The sequence below is a fragment of the Micromonospora sp. DH13 genome (assembly GCF_020873825.1).
GTDB classification, from domain to species: domain Bacteria; phylum Actinomycetota; class Actinomycetes; order Mycobacteriales; family Micromonosporaceae; genus Micromonospora; species Micromonospora haikouensis.
In genome coordinates this window covers 86,586-103,341 of the sequence record NZ_JAHWGR010000032.1, presented here as the reverse complement: position 1 = coordinate 103,341, position 16,756 = coordinate 86,586, and the positions used below count along the sequence as shown (strand labels likewise).

Annotated in this window: 13 protein-coding genes and 1 pseudogene; 7 read left to right on the top strand and 7 right to left on the bottom strand. The window is 73.8% G+C overall.

What is annotated here, in order from left to right:
* Nucleotides 1–205 precede the first annotated feature (205 nt).
* Complete coding sequence (locus LPA42_RS26165) at nt 206–817, top strand: class I SAM-dependent methyltransferase (protein ID WP_308291158.1); 612 nt, start codon at nt 206–208, stop codon at nt 815–817.
* 33 nt (nt 818–850) lie between these two features.
* On the opposite strand, the gene LPA42_RS26160 is transcribed toward LPA42_RS26165, so the two are convergent.
* Both LPA42_RS26160 and LPA42_RS26155 read right to left on the bottom strand, forming a co-directional pair.
* A complete protein-coding gene (locus tag LPA42_RS26160) occupies nt 851–1,105 on the bottom strand; it encodes a Smr/MutS family protein (protein WP_077938227.1) in 255 nt (84 codons plus the stop codon).
* Nucleotides 1,106–1,498: 393 nt separating this feature from the next.
* Entirely contained in the window at nt 1,499–1,867 is a 369-nt protein-coding gene (locus LPA42_RS26155) for a M48 family metallopeptidase (RefSeq protein ID WP_043965357.1), read from the bottom strand.
* A 187-nt stretch (nt 1,868–2,054) separates the two neighbouring features.
* On the opposite strand from LPA42_RS26155, the gene LPA42_RS26150 reads away from it, so the two are divergent.
* The 3 genes from LPA42_RS26150 to LPA42_RS26140 all read left to right on the top strand — a co-directional run bounded on the left by LPA42_RS26150 (nt 2,055) and on the right by LPA42_RS26140 (nt 4,906).
* Nucleotides 2,055–3,692, top strand: a complete 1,638-nt coding sequence (locus LPA42_RS26150) for an ABC-F family ATP-binding cassette domain-containing protein (protein ID WP_077938228.1) — start codon at nt 2,055–2,057, stop codon at nt 3,690–3,692.
* Between the two features lie 88 nt (nt 3,693–3,780).
* A complete protein-coding gene (locus LPA42_RS26145) occupies nt 3,781–4,098 on the top strand; it encodes a hypothetical protein (protein WP_077938226.1) in 318 nt (105 codons plus the stop codon).
* A gap of 82 nt (nt 4,099–4,180) precedes the next feature.
* On the top strand, nt 4,181–4,906 hold the full coding sequence (locus tag LPA42_RS26140) for a methyltransferase domain-containing protein (RefSeq protein ID WP_077938225.1): 726 nt from the start codon (nt 4,181–4,183) through the stop codon (nt 4,904–4,906).
* A 45-nt stretch (nt 4,907–4,951) separates the two neighbouring features.
* Here LPA42_RS26140 and LPA42_RS26135 read toward each other — a convergent pair whose 3' ends face one another.
* The 3 genes from LPA42_RS26135 to LPA42_RS26125 form a co-directional block, all read right to left on the bottom strand.
* Complete coding sequence (locus LPA42_RS26135; protein WP_228986926.1) at nt 4,952–6,361, bottom strand: hypothetical protein; 1,410 nt, start codon at nt 6,359–6,361, stop codon at nt 4,952–4,954.
* Nucleotides 6,358–6,855 (bottom strand): hypothetical protein, encoded by a 498-nt coding sequence (locus LPA42_RS26130; RefSeq protein ID WP_077938222.1) that lies wholly within the window; start codon nt 6,853–6,855, stop codon nt 6,358–6,360. The genes LPA42_RS26135 and LPA42_RS26130 overlap by 4 nt, the downstream gene beginning before the upstream one ends.
* A 134-nt stretch (nt 6,856–6,989) precedes the next feature.
* Nucleotides 6,990–8,000 carry a LacI family DNA-binding transcriptional regulator gene (locus LPA42_RS26125; protein WP_077938224.1) on the bottom strand — a complete coding sequence of 337 codons (1,011 nt, stop codon included), beginning with the start codon at nt 7,998–8,000 and terminating at the stop codon, nt 6,990–6,992.
* Nucleotides 8,001–8,093: 93 nt separating this feature from the next.
* Here LPA42_RS26125 and LPA42_RS26120 point away from each other — a divergent pair, with 93 nt between their 5' ends.
* Complete coding sequence (locus LPA42_RS26120; RefSeq protein ID WP_077938221.1) at nt 8,094–9,605, top strand: alpha-N-arabinofuranosidase; 1,512 nt, start codon at nt 8,094–8,096, stop codon at nt 9,603–9,605.
* A gap of 39 nt (nt 9,606–9,644) precedes the next feature.
* Here the strand turns inward: LPA42_RS26120 and LPA42_RS26115 are convergent, their stop codons facing one another.
* A complete protein-coding gene (locus tag LPA42_RS26115; RefSeq protein WP_077938223.1) occupies nt 9,645–11,123 on the bottom strand; it encodes an amino acid permease in 1,479 nt (492 codons plus the stop codon).
* A 295-nt stretch (nt 11,124–11,418) separates the two neighbouring features.
* Here LPA42_RS26115 and LPA42_RS26110 point away from each other — a divergent pair, with 295 nt between their 5' ends.
* Both LPA42_RS26110 and LPA42_RS26105 read left to right on the top strand, forming a co-directional pair.
* On the top strand, nt 11,419–13,095 hold the full coding sequence (locus LPA42_RS26110; RefSeq protein ID WP_077938220.1) for a glycoside hydrolase family 10 protein: 1,677 nt from the start codon (nt 11,419–11,421) through the stop codon (nt 13,093–13,095).
* 182 nt (nt 13,096–13,277) lie between these two features.
* Entirely contained in the window at nt 13,278–13,802 is a 525-nt protein-coding gene (locus LPA42_RS26105) for a phospholipase (protein WP_077938219.1), read from the top strand.
* A gap of 121 nt (nt 13,803–13,923) precedes the next feature.
* On the opposite strand, the pseudogene LPA42_RS26100 reads toward LPA42_RS26105, so the two are convergent.
* A pseudogene (locus LPA42_RS26100) lies at nt 13,924–16,692 on the bottom strand (adenylate/guanylate cyclase domain-containing protein); the annotation flags it as partial.
* Between the last annotated feature and the right edge of the window lie 64 nt (nt 16,693–16,756).

The following is a 16,756-nucleotide window of genomic DNA, read 5'->3' as shown; positions in this document are numbered from 1 at the left end:
CACAAAGCCAGTCAGGGTTAGAGTCACATCTACTGCCACCAGGCATCAGCCCATCACCTTCCGAGCCGACACGGCTAGCCTCACAGTCAGGCTTGATCCCTCCGCGGGCGGGCCCCGGCGAACCCCTCATGTCGTCCCGGTCCGTGCCGGCCGGCGGGCTACTGTGACCGGCGTGGTTGCTCAGGGGCGGCTCATCGACACTCGGGTGTCCTACGACACGGTGGCGGAGAGCTATGCCGATCTGCTGCGAGACGCCCTCGCCGCGGCGCCGTACGAGCGGGGGGTCTTGGCGCTGTTCGCGGAGCTGGTGCGGGCCGGTGGCGATGGACCGGTGGCGGACGTCGGCTGTGGGCCTGGGCGGATCACCGCCCACCTGCGCAGCCTCGGTGTCGACGCCTTCGGGATCGACCTCTCGCCTGCCATGATCGACCGCGCCCGACGTGACCATCCAGGCCTACGGTTCGCGGTGGGCTCCATGACCGACCTGAGCCTCGCCGATTCGTCCGCCGCCGGTCTCCTCGCCTGGTTCTCCCTGATCCACGTTCCCGATGACGAGGTCCCGGCGGTTCTCGGGCAGTTCCATCGGGTGCTGCGCCCCGGCGGCGTCCTGCTGCTCGGCTTCCACGTCGGCGACGGACGCCGGCTGAAGACGGAAGGCTACGGCGGCCACCCGATGAAGGTGTACGTCCACCGGCGTCCGACCGAACGGGTCAGCGGCTGGCTTCGCGACGCCGGCTTCGCCGTCGAGGCTGAGGTGCTGCACCAGCGGGACGAGAGCACGCAGGGCGCGTTTCTCTTCGCGCGGCGTCAGCCCTGACTGCGGGCATTCCGGCCAGCAGGAACACCGGGGCTACTTCCAGCGGAAGTGGATGAAGAGCCGGCCGAAGTTCTTCGAGTCCTTCTCCACCCGGTGGTAGAGCTGCTTGACGTCCTTCTGGTCGAGGAAGCGCAGCACCCGCTTCTTGAGCTGGCCGGAGCCCTTGCCGGGGATGATCTCGACGAGGGTGGCCTTCTTCGCCACTGCCTCGTCCATGATCCCGCGCAGCGCCCGGTCGATGTCGTGGCCCTTGTTGAAGATCTCGTGCAGGTCCAGCTTGAGCTTCATCCCGCCTCCACCACCTGCGCGACTCCCATGGCAGCCCATGGTAGGCCCGCGGCACAGCGGGACACCACGCGAGCGATCCCGCCCGGCGGCACCACCGCCAGCATGCCCTTTGCTCTGCACCCACGCGCGCAACAGCCACTGAAAGTAACCGCCACCATGGCCAGTTCCTCGCCCCCAGGCCCGCATATTCCCAGTTCAGCAAGGGGTGTGCGTCGGTAGGTGCAGAGCAAAGGGGGAACGAGATGGTAGTTGAGGCCAGGGGGCAGTCACGAAGAGTCACGGCGCACCTGGTGCGCGGCGGCGGGCGTGGGCGCCGATCAGCGGGCGGGGATACCCGGCCGGAGGCGGCGCGCGCCGGGGAGAGGGCGCCTTGTCCCTCCCCCGGCGGCGCGGTCAGTGGCCGCCGCTGACCCGGTTCTCCACTCGGCGCAGCGCGGTCGTGTAGTCGGTGTTCGTCGAGTACATCGCGGCGGCGATGCGCAGGTGCCGCAGCGCGTCCGCCGGGCGGTTCATCCGCTCCAGCGTCCGGCCCAGCACGTGGTGCGCGTAGTGGTCGCTCGGGTCCCGGTCGACCAGCTCGCGCAGCTGCTCCTCGGCGCGGTTGAGCTGCGCCGTCTGGAAGTAGGCGCGGGCCAGCAGCTGCCGCACCGCGGAGTTGCCGGGCTCGGCCTCGACGATCGGCTCCAGCAGCCGCACCGCCCCGGACGCGTCACCCATCTCGAAGAACATGGTCGCCCGTCGGTAGTCCGCCAGAAGGTCCATCGACCCACCTCCTCGTCTCGCGCCGGCACCTGATCCGACGCTGGCACAACACCGGCCGGACCGCGAGTGTTCCGCCACAGGAAGTTGCAGCCGGACGAGGTGTTAGGAAGGGGCCCTTCCTATACAAAAGGCGTTAACAAGGTGCCCTTCCTTACGCGCGTAGCGCGGTGGATAGGCTCGGGTGCTGATGAGCGCGACGATGGTGGTCAAGGATCTTGCGGCCGGGCACGGCGAGCGGCTGCTCTTCTCCGGGCTGGACCTGGTGGTCGCCCCGGGCGACGTGGTCGGCCTGGTCGGGGTGAACGGGGCGGGCAAGTCGACGCTGCTGCGTACCCTCGCGGGGTTGCTGCCCGTCGAGGCCGGCAGCGTCACGCTGAGCCCGCCCACCGCGACCGTCGGGCACCTGCCGCAGGAGCCGGAGCGCCGGCCCGGGGAGACCGTGCGGGACTTCCTGGCCCGGCGGACGGGGGTGACGGCGGCGCAGGCGGCCCTGGACGCGGCGACCGAGGCGCTGACGGCCGGGGCGGCCGGGTCCGACGACGCGTACGCCGAGGCGCTGGAGCGCTGGCTGGGCCTGGGCGGGGCGGACCTGGAGGAGCGGGCCGAGCAGGTGGCCGCCGAGCTGGGGCTCACCGTCGACCTGGACCACCCGATGACGGCCCTGTCCGGCGGTCAGGCGGCCCGTGCGGGGCTGGCCTCGCTGCTGCTCAGCCGCTACGACGTGTTCCTGCTCGACGAGCCCACCAACGACCTGGACCTCGCCGGGCTGGACCGGCTGGAGGGATTCGTCTCCGGGCTGCGCGCCGGCACGGTGCTGGTCAGCCACGACCGCGAGTTCCTCACCCGCACGGTGACCCGGGTGCTGGAGCTGGACCTGCACCAGCAGCTCGTCCGGCACTACGGCGGCGGTTACGCGGCGTACCTGGAGGAGCGGGAGGTGGCCCGCCGGCACGCCCGCGCCGAGTTCGAGGAGTACGCCGACACCCGGGCCGCGCTGGAGGCCCGCGCCCGCACCCAGCGGGCGTGGATGGAGAAGGGCGTGCGCAACGCCCGCCGCAAGGCCACCGACGGGGACAAGCACGTGAAGCACCACCGGGGCGAGACGTCGGAGAAGCAGGCGGCGAAGGCCCGGCAGACGGACCGGCTGATCGAGCGGCTGGAGGTGGTCGAGGAGCCGCGCAAGGAGTGGGAGCTGCGGATGGAGATCGCCGCCGCGCCCCGCGCCGGCGCCGTCGTGGCCGCGCTGCGCGATGCCGTGGTACGCCGGGGAAGCTTCACCCTCGGCCCGGTGACCCTGCAGATCGACTGGGCGGACCGGGTGGCGATCACCGGGGCGAACGGGTCCGGCAAGACGACGCTGCTCGCCGCGCTGCTGGGGCGGCTGCCGCTGGACGCGGGCCACGCCTCGCTGGGCCCGGGGGTGGTGGTCGGCGAGGTCGACCAGGCCCGGGGGCTGTTCCTCGGCGAGCAGCCGCTGCTGGACGCGTTCCGGCTGGCCGTACCGGAGCTGTCGCCGGCGGACGCGCGGACGCTGCTGGCCAAGTTCGGCCTGCGGGCCGATCACGTGCTGCGGACGGCGGCGTCGCTGTCGCCGGGCGAGCGGACCCGGGCGGCGCTGGCGCTGCTGCAGGGGCGCGGGGTGAACCTGCTGGTGCTCGACGAGCCGACGAACCACCTGGACCTGGCGGCCATCGAGCAGTTGGAGTCGGCGCTGGCCGGCTACCCGGGGACGCTGCTGCTGGTGACGCACGACCGGCGGATGCTGGACGCGGTCGCCGTCAACCGGCGGGTGCGGGTGGACGCCGGCCGGATCACCGAGGACTGACGGCGGGCGGATCGCGCCGTTCCGCCGCCGGGCGGCTCGCCAGGTCCGACGGCGTGCCGACCGGGGCCGGCGGGGTGACAATGACTCCATGCTCAAGTGGGAGTACGCGCTGTTGGTCCGGCGTCGCCAGGCGGCCAGCACGGACGTCGGCTGGGAGCTGGTGTTCGTCTGGTACGGCCCGGACGGCTCGATGGTCGACGTCACCCCGTACGGGGACACGGCGCTGGCGCACCTGAACCGGGCCGGCGACCAGGGCTGGGAGCTGGTCGGGATGAGCGAGGACCCGTCGCAGCCGGGCAGCAGCGAGCTGCACCGGTACCACCTCAAGCGGCCGAAGGCGGCTTCCGCGCCGCCCCGGCAGCGGATCCGGGGCGTGGGCAGGGCCGCCCGGCGCATCACCGGCTGACGGCCCGTCCTCGTTCGGGGGACGTTGCCCGGTCGGGGTGTAGCGCCCGCCCAGCCGGGTACGGGCGCACCGGAGGTGGCCCATGGTCGCGACGGCCCTGACCGCGCCCTCGGCCGAACGGCTGCGGGCGGTCGACGAGTTCCTCGCCGAGGCGTGGGCGGATCAGGCGGCCCACGACGCCCGGCTGCGTGACCTGGCGGTGCGGGTGCGCTTCGACCGGGGCGTGGCCCACCTGACCGGGGAGGTCGCCGACGCCGCGCAGCTGCGCCTGGTGCGGGAGCTGGTCGGCCGGCTCGCCGGGGTGTTCGGCGTCTGGGGCCGGGTGCGGGTCGCCGGCCGCGAACCGGTCGTGGTGGACCTGGGCTGCGGCGGCACCAAGCAGTATCCGCAGAACCTGGGGCTGGACATCTACCCCGCCCCGGGGGTGGACGCGGTGGCCGACCTGTCCGGGTCGCTGCCGCTGGCCGACGACTCGGTGGACGTGCTGTTCGCGGTGCACATCCTGGAGCACCTGATCGACTTCCTGCCGCTGGTGGACGAGTGCCACCGGGTGCTGCGCCCGGGTGGGGTGCTGCACGTGATGAGCCCCTGGTGGGGGCACGTGAACGCGGTGGCCGACCCGACGCACGTGCGGCTGCTGGACGTGCAGACGGTCAAGGGCATCTGTCTGCAACGCCCGCCGGGCACCCCGCGCTGGCATCCCCTGCACGTGGGCTGCGACGGTGCCAGCATCTTCGCCGACCTGACCCCGCTGGGCGCGGACGACCCGGCACCGGAGCCGCCGCACCTGGCCCGCTTCTTCAGCTGACACCCGGTCGGCCCGGCTGCCCCGGTCCCGGTGGCCCGGTGCCGGTCAGCCGGGCGCGTACCCCGGTGGGCGGGGCCACTGCTCCGCCTCGGAATCCACCCGTCGGAACGTTCCGGGGGACGGCGGGGACGGGGCGACGGTCGGGGCCGGCGGTGCGGGCGGCAGCGCGGGCTCCGGGGCGGGGCCCGGGGCGGCGGCGGTGGCCGGGGCGGCCACGCCCGTCGGTTGCGTCGCGCGCGGCTGCCAGGGCCTGTCACCGGCGAGCAGGCTGCGGAAGTCGAACTGGCACTTCGGGCAGGTCCGCAGGGCCGTCTCGGCCCGGCGGTCGCCGCACCGCTGGCAGTACGTCACCACCGTCTCGTCGGCGTCCATGCCCTGACAGCGCGGGCAGGCGAAACTGGGCCCCTTGCCGTTGAGCTGCACCAGCCGTCCGGCCAGCACGTACGGGGTGACCACCGCGCTGATGCTGCTCGCCAGGTCCCGCGTCCTGCGGGTGCGTTCCTGCAACCGTTCCAGATCGGGATTGGTGACCTTCTCCAGCCGGCAGGTGGTGCAGGTGCGCAGGGTCCGCACCGGAAGCATGCCCCGGATCCGCGCCTGCTGGTGCAGGAAGGTCACCACCGGCACGTCCGCCGGGTCGACGGTGAACCGGGCGGCCGGGGCCGACCCGACGGTGCCGGCGACCGCGGCGAGGTGCTCCTCGATCCGGACGACCAGTGACTGCACCTGCGCCACCAGGTGGGGTGGCATCCCGTCGGGGCGGCTGGCCACCAGGGTGCCGACCATCAGCATGCCGTCGGCCAGTTCGGCCGGCACCTCCGCGACGGCCTGCGGTGTCTCGAAGGTGAAGGTCTCGGTGCCGGCGCGGCTGACCGATGCTCGGCGCGGGGTGGCGGCGTCCCCGTCGAGCAGGCGGGAGGCGTGCCGGGACAGCACCGCTTGGGCCCGGTTGGCGATGCCGGCCGCGTTCTGCATGATCGCCACGTCGCCGGGGCCGGTCTGCCGCCACCAGGGCGCGAACGCGGCGGCGGCGGCCGGGTCGAGCCGGCCCAGCACGCCGTCGACGGCGCTGAGGACGGACCCGAACAGCTCGACGTAGACGGAGGTCAGACCCCAGTTCCGGCCCACCTTGCCGACCCAGCGGTCGGCCAGCAGGACGGTGACCCGGGTGCCGGCCGCGTCGGCTTCGAGACCGACCCGCAGGAAGACGGGCACCCGGGTGGCGGAGAGGGTCACCCCGCCGAGCTTCGACCCGCGGACCGCCTCCAGCAGGCTGAGCTGCTCGGCGCGCAGGTCGAAGGCGAGGTCCCGGATGACGCGGAGCAGGTGCTGCCGGGCCACGCTCGCCGGGGCGGCGACCCGGCGTTCCGCGCCGGCGGCGAGCCGGCCGGCCTCGGCGGCCAGCACGGCCGGCTGCGGCCGGCTGCCGGGGTCGTTGTCGTCGGCCCAGCTCATTCCGCGACGTCGAAGCTCGTGCCGGCGTCGAAGCTCGTCCCGGCGTCGTACGTGTCGTAGGGGGCGACCTCCGCGACGGCGGTGTCCAGGTGGGTGCCGGCCTGGGCGGCGTAGTCGAACGAGACGTCGTAGTTGCCGCCGGCCAGGTCGGCGTGGTTGGCGGCGGTGTCGAAGGCGCTGGCGGCGATGTCGGTGTTGCCGGCGGCCAGGTTCTCGTTGGCGTAGTCGACCCAGTCCTGCGCCGAGTCGGCCCACTGGTCGCCGCTGTCGGCATGCCAGGCCGACCAGTCCTGGTCGGCAGCCGCCCCGGCCAGTTCGCTCTCGACGGCGTCCGCCACCGGCTCGGGCAGCACCGGCTCGGGCAGCACCGGCTCGGGCAGCACCGGCTCGATCGCGATCGGTTCGACCACCGGCTGGTCGAAGGTGGCGATGCCGGCGTCCGTGACGGAGGTGTCAGCGGACAGGTAGTCGCCCCAGCTCGAATCGGCGCTCATCTCGCCCCCACTTTTCTGCTCGTCCCCACGTGCCGCCACATCATCGCGACTCGCCGTCACCGCGCCCATCCCCTGTTCGGCGTCAGCCGGCGGCACGACTGTCGCATGTGGACGAACAGACGCCTCGGGCGGGGTCAGCGGCCGAGGGTGCTCTCCCGGGTGTCGAGCCGGTAGGGGACGGTGAGCGCGCGGGGCGGGCCGCTCCGGTCCCCGTCGATCCGGTCGGCCAGCAGGTCGACGGCCAGCCGCGCGAGGCGTTCCTTGTCGGGGGCGACGGTGGTGAGGGTGGGGGTGGAGAAACGGCCGTCCTCGATGTCGCCGAAGCCGGCCACCGCCATGTCGGCGGGGACGCGCAGGCCGGCCTCGTGCAGCGCCCGCAGGGCACCGAGGGCGAGGGTGTCGTCGAAGCAGAGGACGGCGTCGGGGCGTACCCCCGAGGTGAGCAGGTGGCGCACGGCCGCCGCGCCGTCCGCGCGACGCCAGGCCGGCGCGGACGCGACGAGGCGCTCGTCGTAGGCGATTCCGGCTTCGGCGAGCGCGGCGGCGTAGCCGGCGAGGCGGAGCCGGGCGCCGGTGCCCTCGGCGGTGGGCCGCGCGCCGATCGCGGCGACGCGGCGACGGCCGAGGGCGATCAGGTGGGCGGTGGCCTCGCGGGCGGCGGCCACGTCGTCGATCGTCACGTGGTCGGCGGGGCCGGGGGCGACGCGCTCGCCGAGCAGCACCGTCGGGGTGCCGTCGTGGAGGTTGGCGAGGTCCTCGGCGGCGAGCGCCGGCGGGCTGAGGATCAGGCCGTCGATGAGGTGGCCGCCGATGCCGGCGGCGACGGCCCGCTCCCGCTCGGTGCCGCCGCCGGTCCGGCCGATCAGGACCGTCCAGCCCTGTTCGGCGGCGGCGGTGACGACGTGCCGGGCCAGTTCGGCGTAGTAGGGGGCGTCCAGCTCCGGCACGGCCAGGGCGATCATCCCGGTACGTCCCTTGCGCAGGTTTCGCGCCGACAGGTTGGGCCGGTAGCGCAGCTCGGCGATGGCCTGCTCGACGCGGGCCCGGGTGTCGGGCCGCACGTGCTGGTAGCCGTTGACGACGTTGGAGACGGTCTTCACGGACACGCCCGCGCGCTCCGCCACGTCCTTGAGCCGGTGTCGCACCGCCACCTCCGCGCTGGTGCCGCGAGCGCCCCTTTACACGTCGAGTACAACGTTATAGAACCGACGGGACATCGACGAAAGGCGGATTCCCCGGTGACCGCGAAGCTGACCATCGACCCGGCCTTCGCGATCGGCCCGGCCGACCGCCGAATCTTCGGCTCCTTCGTCGAGCACCTGGGGCGCTGCGTCTACGGCGGGGTCTACGAGCCCGGCCACCGCAGCGCCGACCCGCACGGCCTGCGCGGCGACGTCCTGGAGCTGACCCGGGAGCTGGGCGTCTCCGTGGTCCGCTACCCCGGCGGCAACTTCGTCTCCGGCTACCGCTGGGAGGACGGCGTCGGCCCGGTCGCCGACCGGCCCCGCCGGCTCGACCTCGCCTGGAAGACGATCGAGACCAATGCCTTCGGCCTCGACGAGTTCATGACCTGGGCGGCGGTGGCCGGCGTCGAGCCGATGATGGCCGTCAACCTCGGCACCCGGGGCGTGCAGGAGGCCTGCGACCTGCTGGAGTACGCGAACCACCCCGGCGGCACCCGGCTGTCGGACCTGCGTCGCTCCCACGGCGCGGAGCAGCCGTACGGGGTGAAGCTGTGGTGCCTCGGCAACGAGCTGGACGGCCCGTGGCAGGTCGGGCACAAGACCGCCGAGGAGTACGGCCGGCTCGCCGCCGAGACCGCCCGCGCGATGAAGATGATCGACCCGTCGATCAGCCTGGTCGCCTGCGGCAGCTCCGGCCGGGGCATGCCGACGTTCGCCTCCTGGGAGGCGACGGTGCTGGAGCACACCTACGAGCTGGTGGACTACGTCTCCGCGCACACCTACTACGACCCCGCCGACGGCGACCGGGCCAGCCTGCTGGCCTCGGCGGTGGACATGGACCACTTCATCGCCGAGGTGGTGGCCACCGCCGACCACGTGGCGGCCAAGCAGCGGCACCGGCGCAAGCTGAAGATCTCGTTCGACGAGTGGAACGTCTGGTACCAGTCCCGCCTCCAGGCCGACCTGGACCGGCGCGGCTGGGTCGAGGCCCCCACCCTGATCGAGGACGACTACACGGCCGTCGACGCGGTGGTCGTCGGCGACCTGCTGATCACCCTGCTCCGGCACGCCGACCGGGTGGGGGTGGCCTGCCAGGCGCAGCTCGCCAACGTGATCGCCCCGATCCGCACCCGCACCGGCGGTCCCGCCTGGCGGCAGAGCATCTTCCACCCGTTCGCCCTCACCGCCCGGTACGCCCGCGGCACGGTGCTGCGCACCGAGCCGGTCTGCCCGACGTACGCCACGAAGCGCTACGGCGACGTGCCGGTGCTGGACACCGTGGCGGTGCACGACGAGGAGGCCGGCGCGCTGACCGTGCTCGCGGTCAACCGGGGCACCGCCGACCTCCCCCTCGACCTGGACCTGCGCGGCCTGCCCGGCCTGGCCGGGGCGGCCCACCTGACCCTCGCCGCCGGGGACGACCCGGACGCCGTCAACACCGAGGCCGAGCCCGACCGGGTCACGCCCCGGGAGCTGGCGGCACCCACCCTCGACGGGGGTCGCTGCGCGGTGCTGCTGCCGGCGGTCTCCTGGAACCTGCTGCGCTTCACGCCCACGCCCACGTAGCACCGGTGAGGGCGGGTGAGAAGGGGACCCTTCTCTACCTCAGGCGTTAACAGGGGGCCCTTCCTTGCGCGCCAGGCGGTTGCGGCGGTAGCCGTAGCCGAAGTAGATGATCCCGCCGAGCACCATCCAGATCAGGAACCGGATCCAGGTCTCCACCGACAGGTTGAGCATCAGGTAGAGGCAGGCCAGCGCGGAGACGATCGGCAGCACCGGCGAGAACGGCACCCGGAACGGCCGCTCCAGGTCGGGGCGCTTGCGGCGCAGGATCGGCACGGCCACCGAGACCAGCACGAACGCGCAGAGCGCGCCGATGCTGACCAGGTCGGCCAGGGCCGACAGCGGCAGGAAGCCGGCGAGCAGCGCCACGGCCACCGTCATGACGGCCGAGATCCGGTACGGGGTGCCCCAGCGCGGGTGCACCTTCGCCACCGACGGCGGGATCAGCCCGTCGCGGCTGATGGCGAAGCCGATCCGGCCCATGGCCACCAGGTCCACGAGGATCACGCTGGTCAGGCCGGCGACGGCGGCGATGGAGACGAGGATGCCGGCCCACTCGGCCCCGACCGCGTTGAACGCGGAGGCGATCGGCGCGCCCCGGTCGATCTCGGTGTAGGGGACCATGCCGACGACGACCAGCGAGACGCCGATGTAGAGCACGGTGGAGATCAGCAGGGTGCCGAGCAGGCCGAGGGTGAGGTCCCGCTTGGGCCGCCGGGTCTCCTCGCCGAGGTTGGCCACGGCCTCGAAGCCGGTGTACGCGAAGAAGACCACGGCGGCGGCGCTGAGCACGCCGACGAACCCGAACACGGACGGCTCCAGCCCGAACAGGGCCTGGGTGACGGGCTGCTTGATCCCGTCGTCGCCGGCGCCGGCGGGCTCGGCCGGCGGGATGAACGGCGTGAGGTTGGCGGCCTTCACGAAGAACAGGCCGGCGACCACGATGAAGACGCAGATGGCCACCTTGACCAGCACGAGCAGGTTGGTGACCCGGGCGGACTCGCGGATGCCGACGATCGCCACGACGCCGAGCAGCAGCACGACGGCGATCGCGCCGACGTTGACGATGCTGCCCTCCTCGCCGAACCAGGCGGTGGGCAGGCCGAGCAGTTCGGCGAGGTAGCCGGACCAGCCGCGGGCCACCACGGCCGCGCCGAGGGCGAACTCCAGCAGCAGGTCCCAGCCGATGATCCAGGCGACGATCTCGCCCATCGTCGCGTACGCGTAGGTGTAGGCGCTGCCGGCGGTCGGCACGCTGGAGGCCAGCTCGGCGTAGCAGAGCGCGGCGAGCAGCGCGACCACTCCGGCGATGGCGAACGAGATCACCACGCCGGGTCCGGCGCTGTCGCGGGCCTCGATGCCGGTGAGGGTGAAGATGCCGGTGCCGATGACGATGCCGATGCCGAAGCCGGTGAGGTCACGCGCGCCGAGGCGGCGTTTGAGGCCGAGGCCGCCGTCCTCGCCGTCCGCCTCGCCCTGGGCTATCACGTCCTTGATCGGTTTGGTACGCAGCACGGACACCGCGCTCACCCCTCCCACCGTGCGACCACCACCGTGGCGGCCGGTGACCGGCCAAGCTACCCAGCCCGGCGACCCACGAATCACGACTTCGGGTGTCGATACGGTCACGGTCCGCCACGCGGCCCGGGGCGCGTCGGGCGGCGTTCGAGGCCGGGAGGGCATCGATCCGGCCGGAGGTCTTGCGCCGGGCCCGCCCGGTGTGAAAATTTCCTACCAGCGAAAGATTGACTGCGGCGGTTCTTGCCGCAGCAAGCATCGCGCCCGCCCGCCGAGCCCCACCGAAGGGACGCACCGGATGAAGGCAACTCGGCTCAGAGCCGCCGGGCTGGCCGTGGCCCTGCTCGGCGCGCTCGCCGCCGCCCCACCGACCGCCGCCGCTGCGGCCGCGAACGGCGGCGGCACCGCCACGCAGGCCGGCGCCACCACCTCCTGCACCACCGACCCGGCCACCCCGAAGCGGCAGTTCCGGGCCATGTGGATCTCGTCGGTGGTAAACATCGACTGGCCGACCAAGGCGTCGCAGACCGCCCCGGACCGCGCCGCCGCCCAGCGGGCGGAATACCTGGGCTGGCTCGACCTGGCGCAGCGGCTGCACCACAACGCGGTGGTGGTGCAGGTCCGGCCCACCGCCGACGCGTTCTGGCCGTCGCCGCACGAGCCGTGGTCGGAGTACCTGACCGGGGTGCGCGGGCAGGACCCGGGCTGGGACCCGCTGGCGTTCCTCGTCGACGAGGCGCACAAGCGCAACCTGGAGTTCCACGCCTGGTTCAACCCGTACCGGATCTCCATGCCGGCCCCGGGCGGCGCGGGCGCGGACCTCACCCAGCTCGCGCCCGACCACCCGGCCCGCCAGCACCCCGAGTGGACGTTCGCGTACCCGCCGGCCGGCGTCGCCGGCAGCCGGCTCTACTACAACCCCGGCGTCCCGGCGGTCCGCGAGTTCGTCCAGACCGCCATGATGGACGCCGTCACCCGGTACGACGTCGACGGCGTGCACTTCGACGACTACTTCTACCCCTACCCGAGCGGCAGCTACCAGGTGCCCGACGACGCGACGTTCGCCGAGTTCAACCGGGGCTTCACCGACCGGGCCGACTGGCGGCGGGACAACATCGACCTGCTGATCCGGGAGATGAACGACCGGATCAAGGCCGCGAAGCCGTGGGTGAAGTTCGGCGTCAGCCCGTTCGGCATCTGGCGCAACGCCTCGGCCGACCCGAACGGCTCGGACACCACCGGCAGCCAGTCGTACGACATCATCTCCGCCGACACCCGCAAGTGGGTCAAGCAGGAGTGGATCGACTACATCGTGCCGCAGCTCTACTGGTACATCGGCCAGTACCCGGCGGCCGACTACGCCCGGCTGGTGCCGTGGTGGGCCGAGACGGTGCGCGGCACCCGCGTGCAGCTCTACATCGGCCAGGCCGACTACAAGAGCGGCGACCCGGCGTACGGGTCGTTCTGGATGAACCCGCGCGAGCTGTCCGACCACCTGACGCTCAACCGGGCGTACCCGGAGGTGCGGGGCAACGTGCACTTCTCGGCCGTGCAGGTGCGGGCGAACCGGCTCGGGGCGACCGACCTCTACGCCGCCGAGCACTACGCGCGCCCCGCCCTGGTGCCGGCGATGCCGCACCTGCCGGCGAAGCCGCTGCTGCCCCCGGTGGTCACCGGCGCGCAGCGGCAGGCCGACGGGGTGCGGCTGAGCTGGCGGCAGCCGGCCGACGGCGTCGGCCCGCTGGGCCGGGCCACGTCGTACGCGGTCTACCGGTTCGACGGGACCGGCCCGGCCGGGGCGTGCGGCTTCGCCGACGCGTCCCACCTGGTCGGCACCGTCCGGGCCACCCCCGGCGCGACCCAGTCCTGGGTGGACGTCACCGCCGAGGCCGGCGCGCGGTACACGTACCACGTGACGGCGCTGGACCGGCTGTCGAACGAGAGCCCCGTCAGCCCGCCGCGCGTCGTGCGCTGAGGGCTGGCGGCACGGACGAGTGCCCCGGACGCCCCAGCGTCCGGGGCATTCGTCTGTTTCAACTGATGTCACCAGATGTTGGTTTATGACGTACTCGACCCTCCGCGATGTGATCGACACTTGTCGAATCCGGTGACCCGCCGGTAACCAGCCACACCGCACACCCCCGCGGAGGTCCCCCCGTGCCCAGACGCCTCGCCACAGTCCTCGCCTCCGGCGCGCTCGCCCTGCTCGCGGCGCTCGCGGTCGCCTCCCCCGCGACCGCCGCCGTCAGCACCAGCCAGAAGCTCAGCGTGCTGTCGAGCTGGACGCAGACCAGCGCCAGCAGCTACAACACCTGGAACTCGGCCCGGCAGAACCAGTCCGCCTGGGCCGAGTACGCCTTCAACTGGTCCACCGACTACTGCTCGTCCAGCCCGGACAACCCGCTCGGGTTCAACTTCAAGCTCTCCTGCCAGCGGCACGACTTCGGCTACCGCAACTACAAGGAGATGGGCCAGTTCCCGGCCAACAAGGCCCGGGTGGACAGCGCCTTCTACGAGGACCTGAAGCGGGCCTGCGCCACGTACAGCTCGGTGGTCCGCCCCGCCTGCTACAGCCTCGCCTGGACCTACTACGAGGCGGTCAGCATCTTCGGTTCCGTCGCGGCGGTCCGGCAGGCCGACATCGACCGCGCCGCCCGCATCAAGGCCGCCGCCGCCCGCTGAGGCGCAAGGAAGGGCCCCCTGTTAACGCATTCTGCATAGCAGGGGTCCCTTCCTAACCGCAGCCCTCGGCGGGGCGCGCAGGGGCAGGGGCGGGCGCGGGGGCGGGTGCCGGCATGCCGGTGGCCGCGAAGCGCGTCGAGTCCACCCCGAGGTCGGGGTGCTCCACCGCCAACGCCAGCGCCGCCGCCTCCTCCAGCCCCAGCTCGCTCCCCTGCGCGTACGCCTCGTCGAACGCCACGTCGCCCATCTCCCGACGCAGCGCGGCCTGCCGCTCCAGCCAGTACGCCCCGTAGATGCCCGGGGTCGACCGCAGGCTCTCCCGGGTCGCCTGCGCCGCGCCGAAGAGCCGGGCGGCGGTCAGCGGATCGCCGCCGGCCGCGCAGCGCACCGCGATCGCGTTCAGCGTGTCGCAGGCCCGGCGGTGGAAGCCGTGGCTCATCCGGGAGCGCAACGCCACCAGCAGGTGCTCGTGCGCGGCCACCAGGTCGCCCCGGGCCAGCGCCACCATGCCGAGCAGCATGTCCACCGACCGGCGCCCCCGGTCCGCCGGGCGGGCCGCCTCGACCGGGCGGGCCGCGCCGAGCAGCTCCGCGGCCTCCGCCAGCGCGCCGCGCCGCCAGAGCAGCTCGGCGAGGCTGAGCACCGCGAACAGGGCGTCCCCCGCCACCTCCCGCTCGTGCGCCCAGGCGATGACCTCCCGGCAGGCCCGCTCGGCGTCGGCGAACTGCCCCATGTCGACCAGCGGGGCGGCCCGCCCGGCCAGCACCCGGGCCAGCAGGCCGGCGTCGCCGGCCCGGCGGGCCGCCGCCTCGGCCTGCTGCGAGTAGCGCAGCTCCTCCGCGAACTCGCCGTCCGCGCCGGCGTGCAGCGAGTGCATGTAGTACGCGGCGGCCAGCTCGGCGTCCGGCACGTGCTCCCCGGTCTCGGCCATCCGGCCGTAGAGCCGGAACAGCCAGAGGCGTCCCTCCCGGGCCAGCCCGCGCTCCCGCCACCACTGGTCCAGCCCGCCGGCCAGGCACAGCCCGTTGCGGGCGCTGCCGCCGGTCGCGCACCAGCGCAGCGCGGCGCGCAGCTCGCCGGCGAGCGGGTCGAGGGCGTACAGGGAGAGGGTCGTCGGCCGGCCGTCCGGCCCGAGGTAGGCCCGCCGCAGCGCGCGCGTCGACCAGGCCAGGTGCCGGTCCCGGGCCGCCCGCTCCTCACCCGCCTGGGCCAGCCGCCGCGCCGCGTACGCCCGGATCGGGTCGAGCATCCGGTACGTACTGCCCGACGCGTGCGGCTCGGCCAGGATCATCGACTTGTCCACCAGCACCGACAGCGGGTCGAGCGGGTCGTCGTCGAGCAGCCACTCCACCGTCGGCAGGTCCACCGGGCCGGCGAAGACCGCCAGCCAGCGCAGCAGCCGGGCCGCCCGGGGCCCGAGCGTCCGGTACGACCACGTGACGGTGGCCTGCATGGTGAGGTGCCGCTCGGCGGCCGACCGCTGCACGGCCCGGGTCGCCGGGGTGGGCGGCGCGTTGCCCCGGGACGCCGCCACCAGGTCGACGGTGTCCTGCTGGTTGCCCGTCCAGCCAGGCTCGTCCCGGGGCGGCTGGGGGGCGGCGTCCCGGCCGGCGTCGAGGGTCCCGAGCACGTCGTCGAGGCGCTCGGCGAGCTGCCCGACGGAGAGCACCCGCAGCCGGGCGGCGGCCAGCTCGATGGCGAGCGGCAGCCCGTCGAGCCGACGTACCACCCGCCGCAGGTCGGCCGACTCGACCGGGGCCGGCTCCCGGCCGCCCCGGGCCGCCGCCGTGCGGTCCAGCAGCAGCGCCACCGCGTCGCTCTCCGCACCGCCCGGCCGGGGCTCCACGGACAGCGGCGGGATCCGCCACACCACCTCGCCGGGCAGGCCGAACGACTCGCGGCTGGTGGCCAGCACCCGGACCCCGCCCCCGCCGGCGAGCAGCAGGGAGATCAGCTCGGCGCAGGCGGCCGGCTGGGCGTCGCAGGTGTCCAGCAGGATCAGCATCCGGCGGGCGGCGGCGTACTCGACGAGGGTGTCCACCATCCGGCGGCCGGGCTCCGGACGCAGCCCGAGCACGGCGGCCACCGCGAACGCCACCAGCCCCGGGTCGGTCACCGTGGCGATGTCGACGAACCAGACGCCGTCCGGATATTCCTCCACCATGCCGGCCGCCAGCTCGACGGCGAGCCGGGTCTTGCCGGCCCCGCCCGCCCCGAGCACGGTCACCAGCCGGTGCCCCGCCGTGAGCCGGCGCAGCGCGGCCCGCTCCGCCTCCCGGCCGACGAAGGAGGTGACCTGGGTCGGCAGGTTGTGCGCCACCGCGTCGGCGGTGCGCGGCCGGGGGAACTGCCGCTCCAGGCCGGGCGCGAGCAGCTGGAACAGCCGCTCCCGGTCGTCGAAGCCGCGCAGCCGGTGCAGGCCGAGGTCCAGCAGGGACGCGCCCGCCGGCAGCGGGGAGGCGAGCCGCGCGGTGGCCGCCGAGCAGAGCACCTGCCCGCCGTGGGCGGCGGCGGCGACCCGGGCGGCCCGGTGCACCTCGTGGCTGGCGTACTCGCCGTCGCGGGGCTCCGCCCAGCCGGTGTGCAGGCCCATCCGGACGCGGGGCGCGGCCTCCGGGGCCGGCCAGTCGTGCGTCGCGAGCGCGCGCTGCGCGGTGAGGCAGGCGGTGAGCGCGGCACCGGCGTCGGGGAACGCGATGAAGAACGAGTCGCCCTCGGTGAGCAGCTCCGCGCCGTCGGTGCGGGCCAACGTGTCCCGCAGCAGCCTGCGATGCTCCCGCAGCACCGGACGGTACCCGGGACCGAGCAGCTGGGCCAGGCGCGTCGAACCCTCGATGTCGGTGAACACGAAGGTCACCCATCCGCTCGGGAGGTGGACCACTGGCGACATGCGTCGAACCTCCGCCCCCGTGACGACGGGTACATGCTGCCCTATGGTCGTGCCGTCACGCATC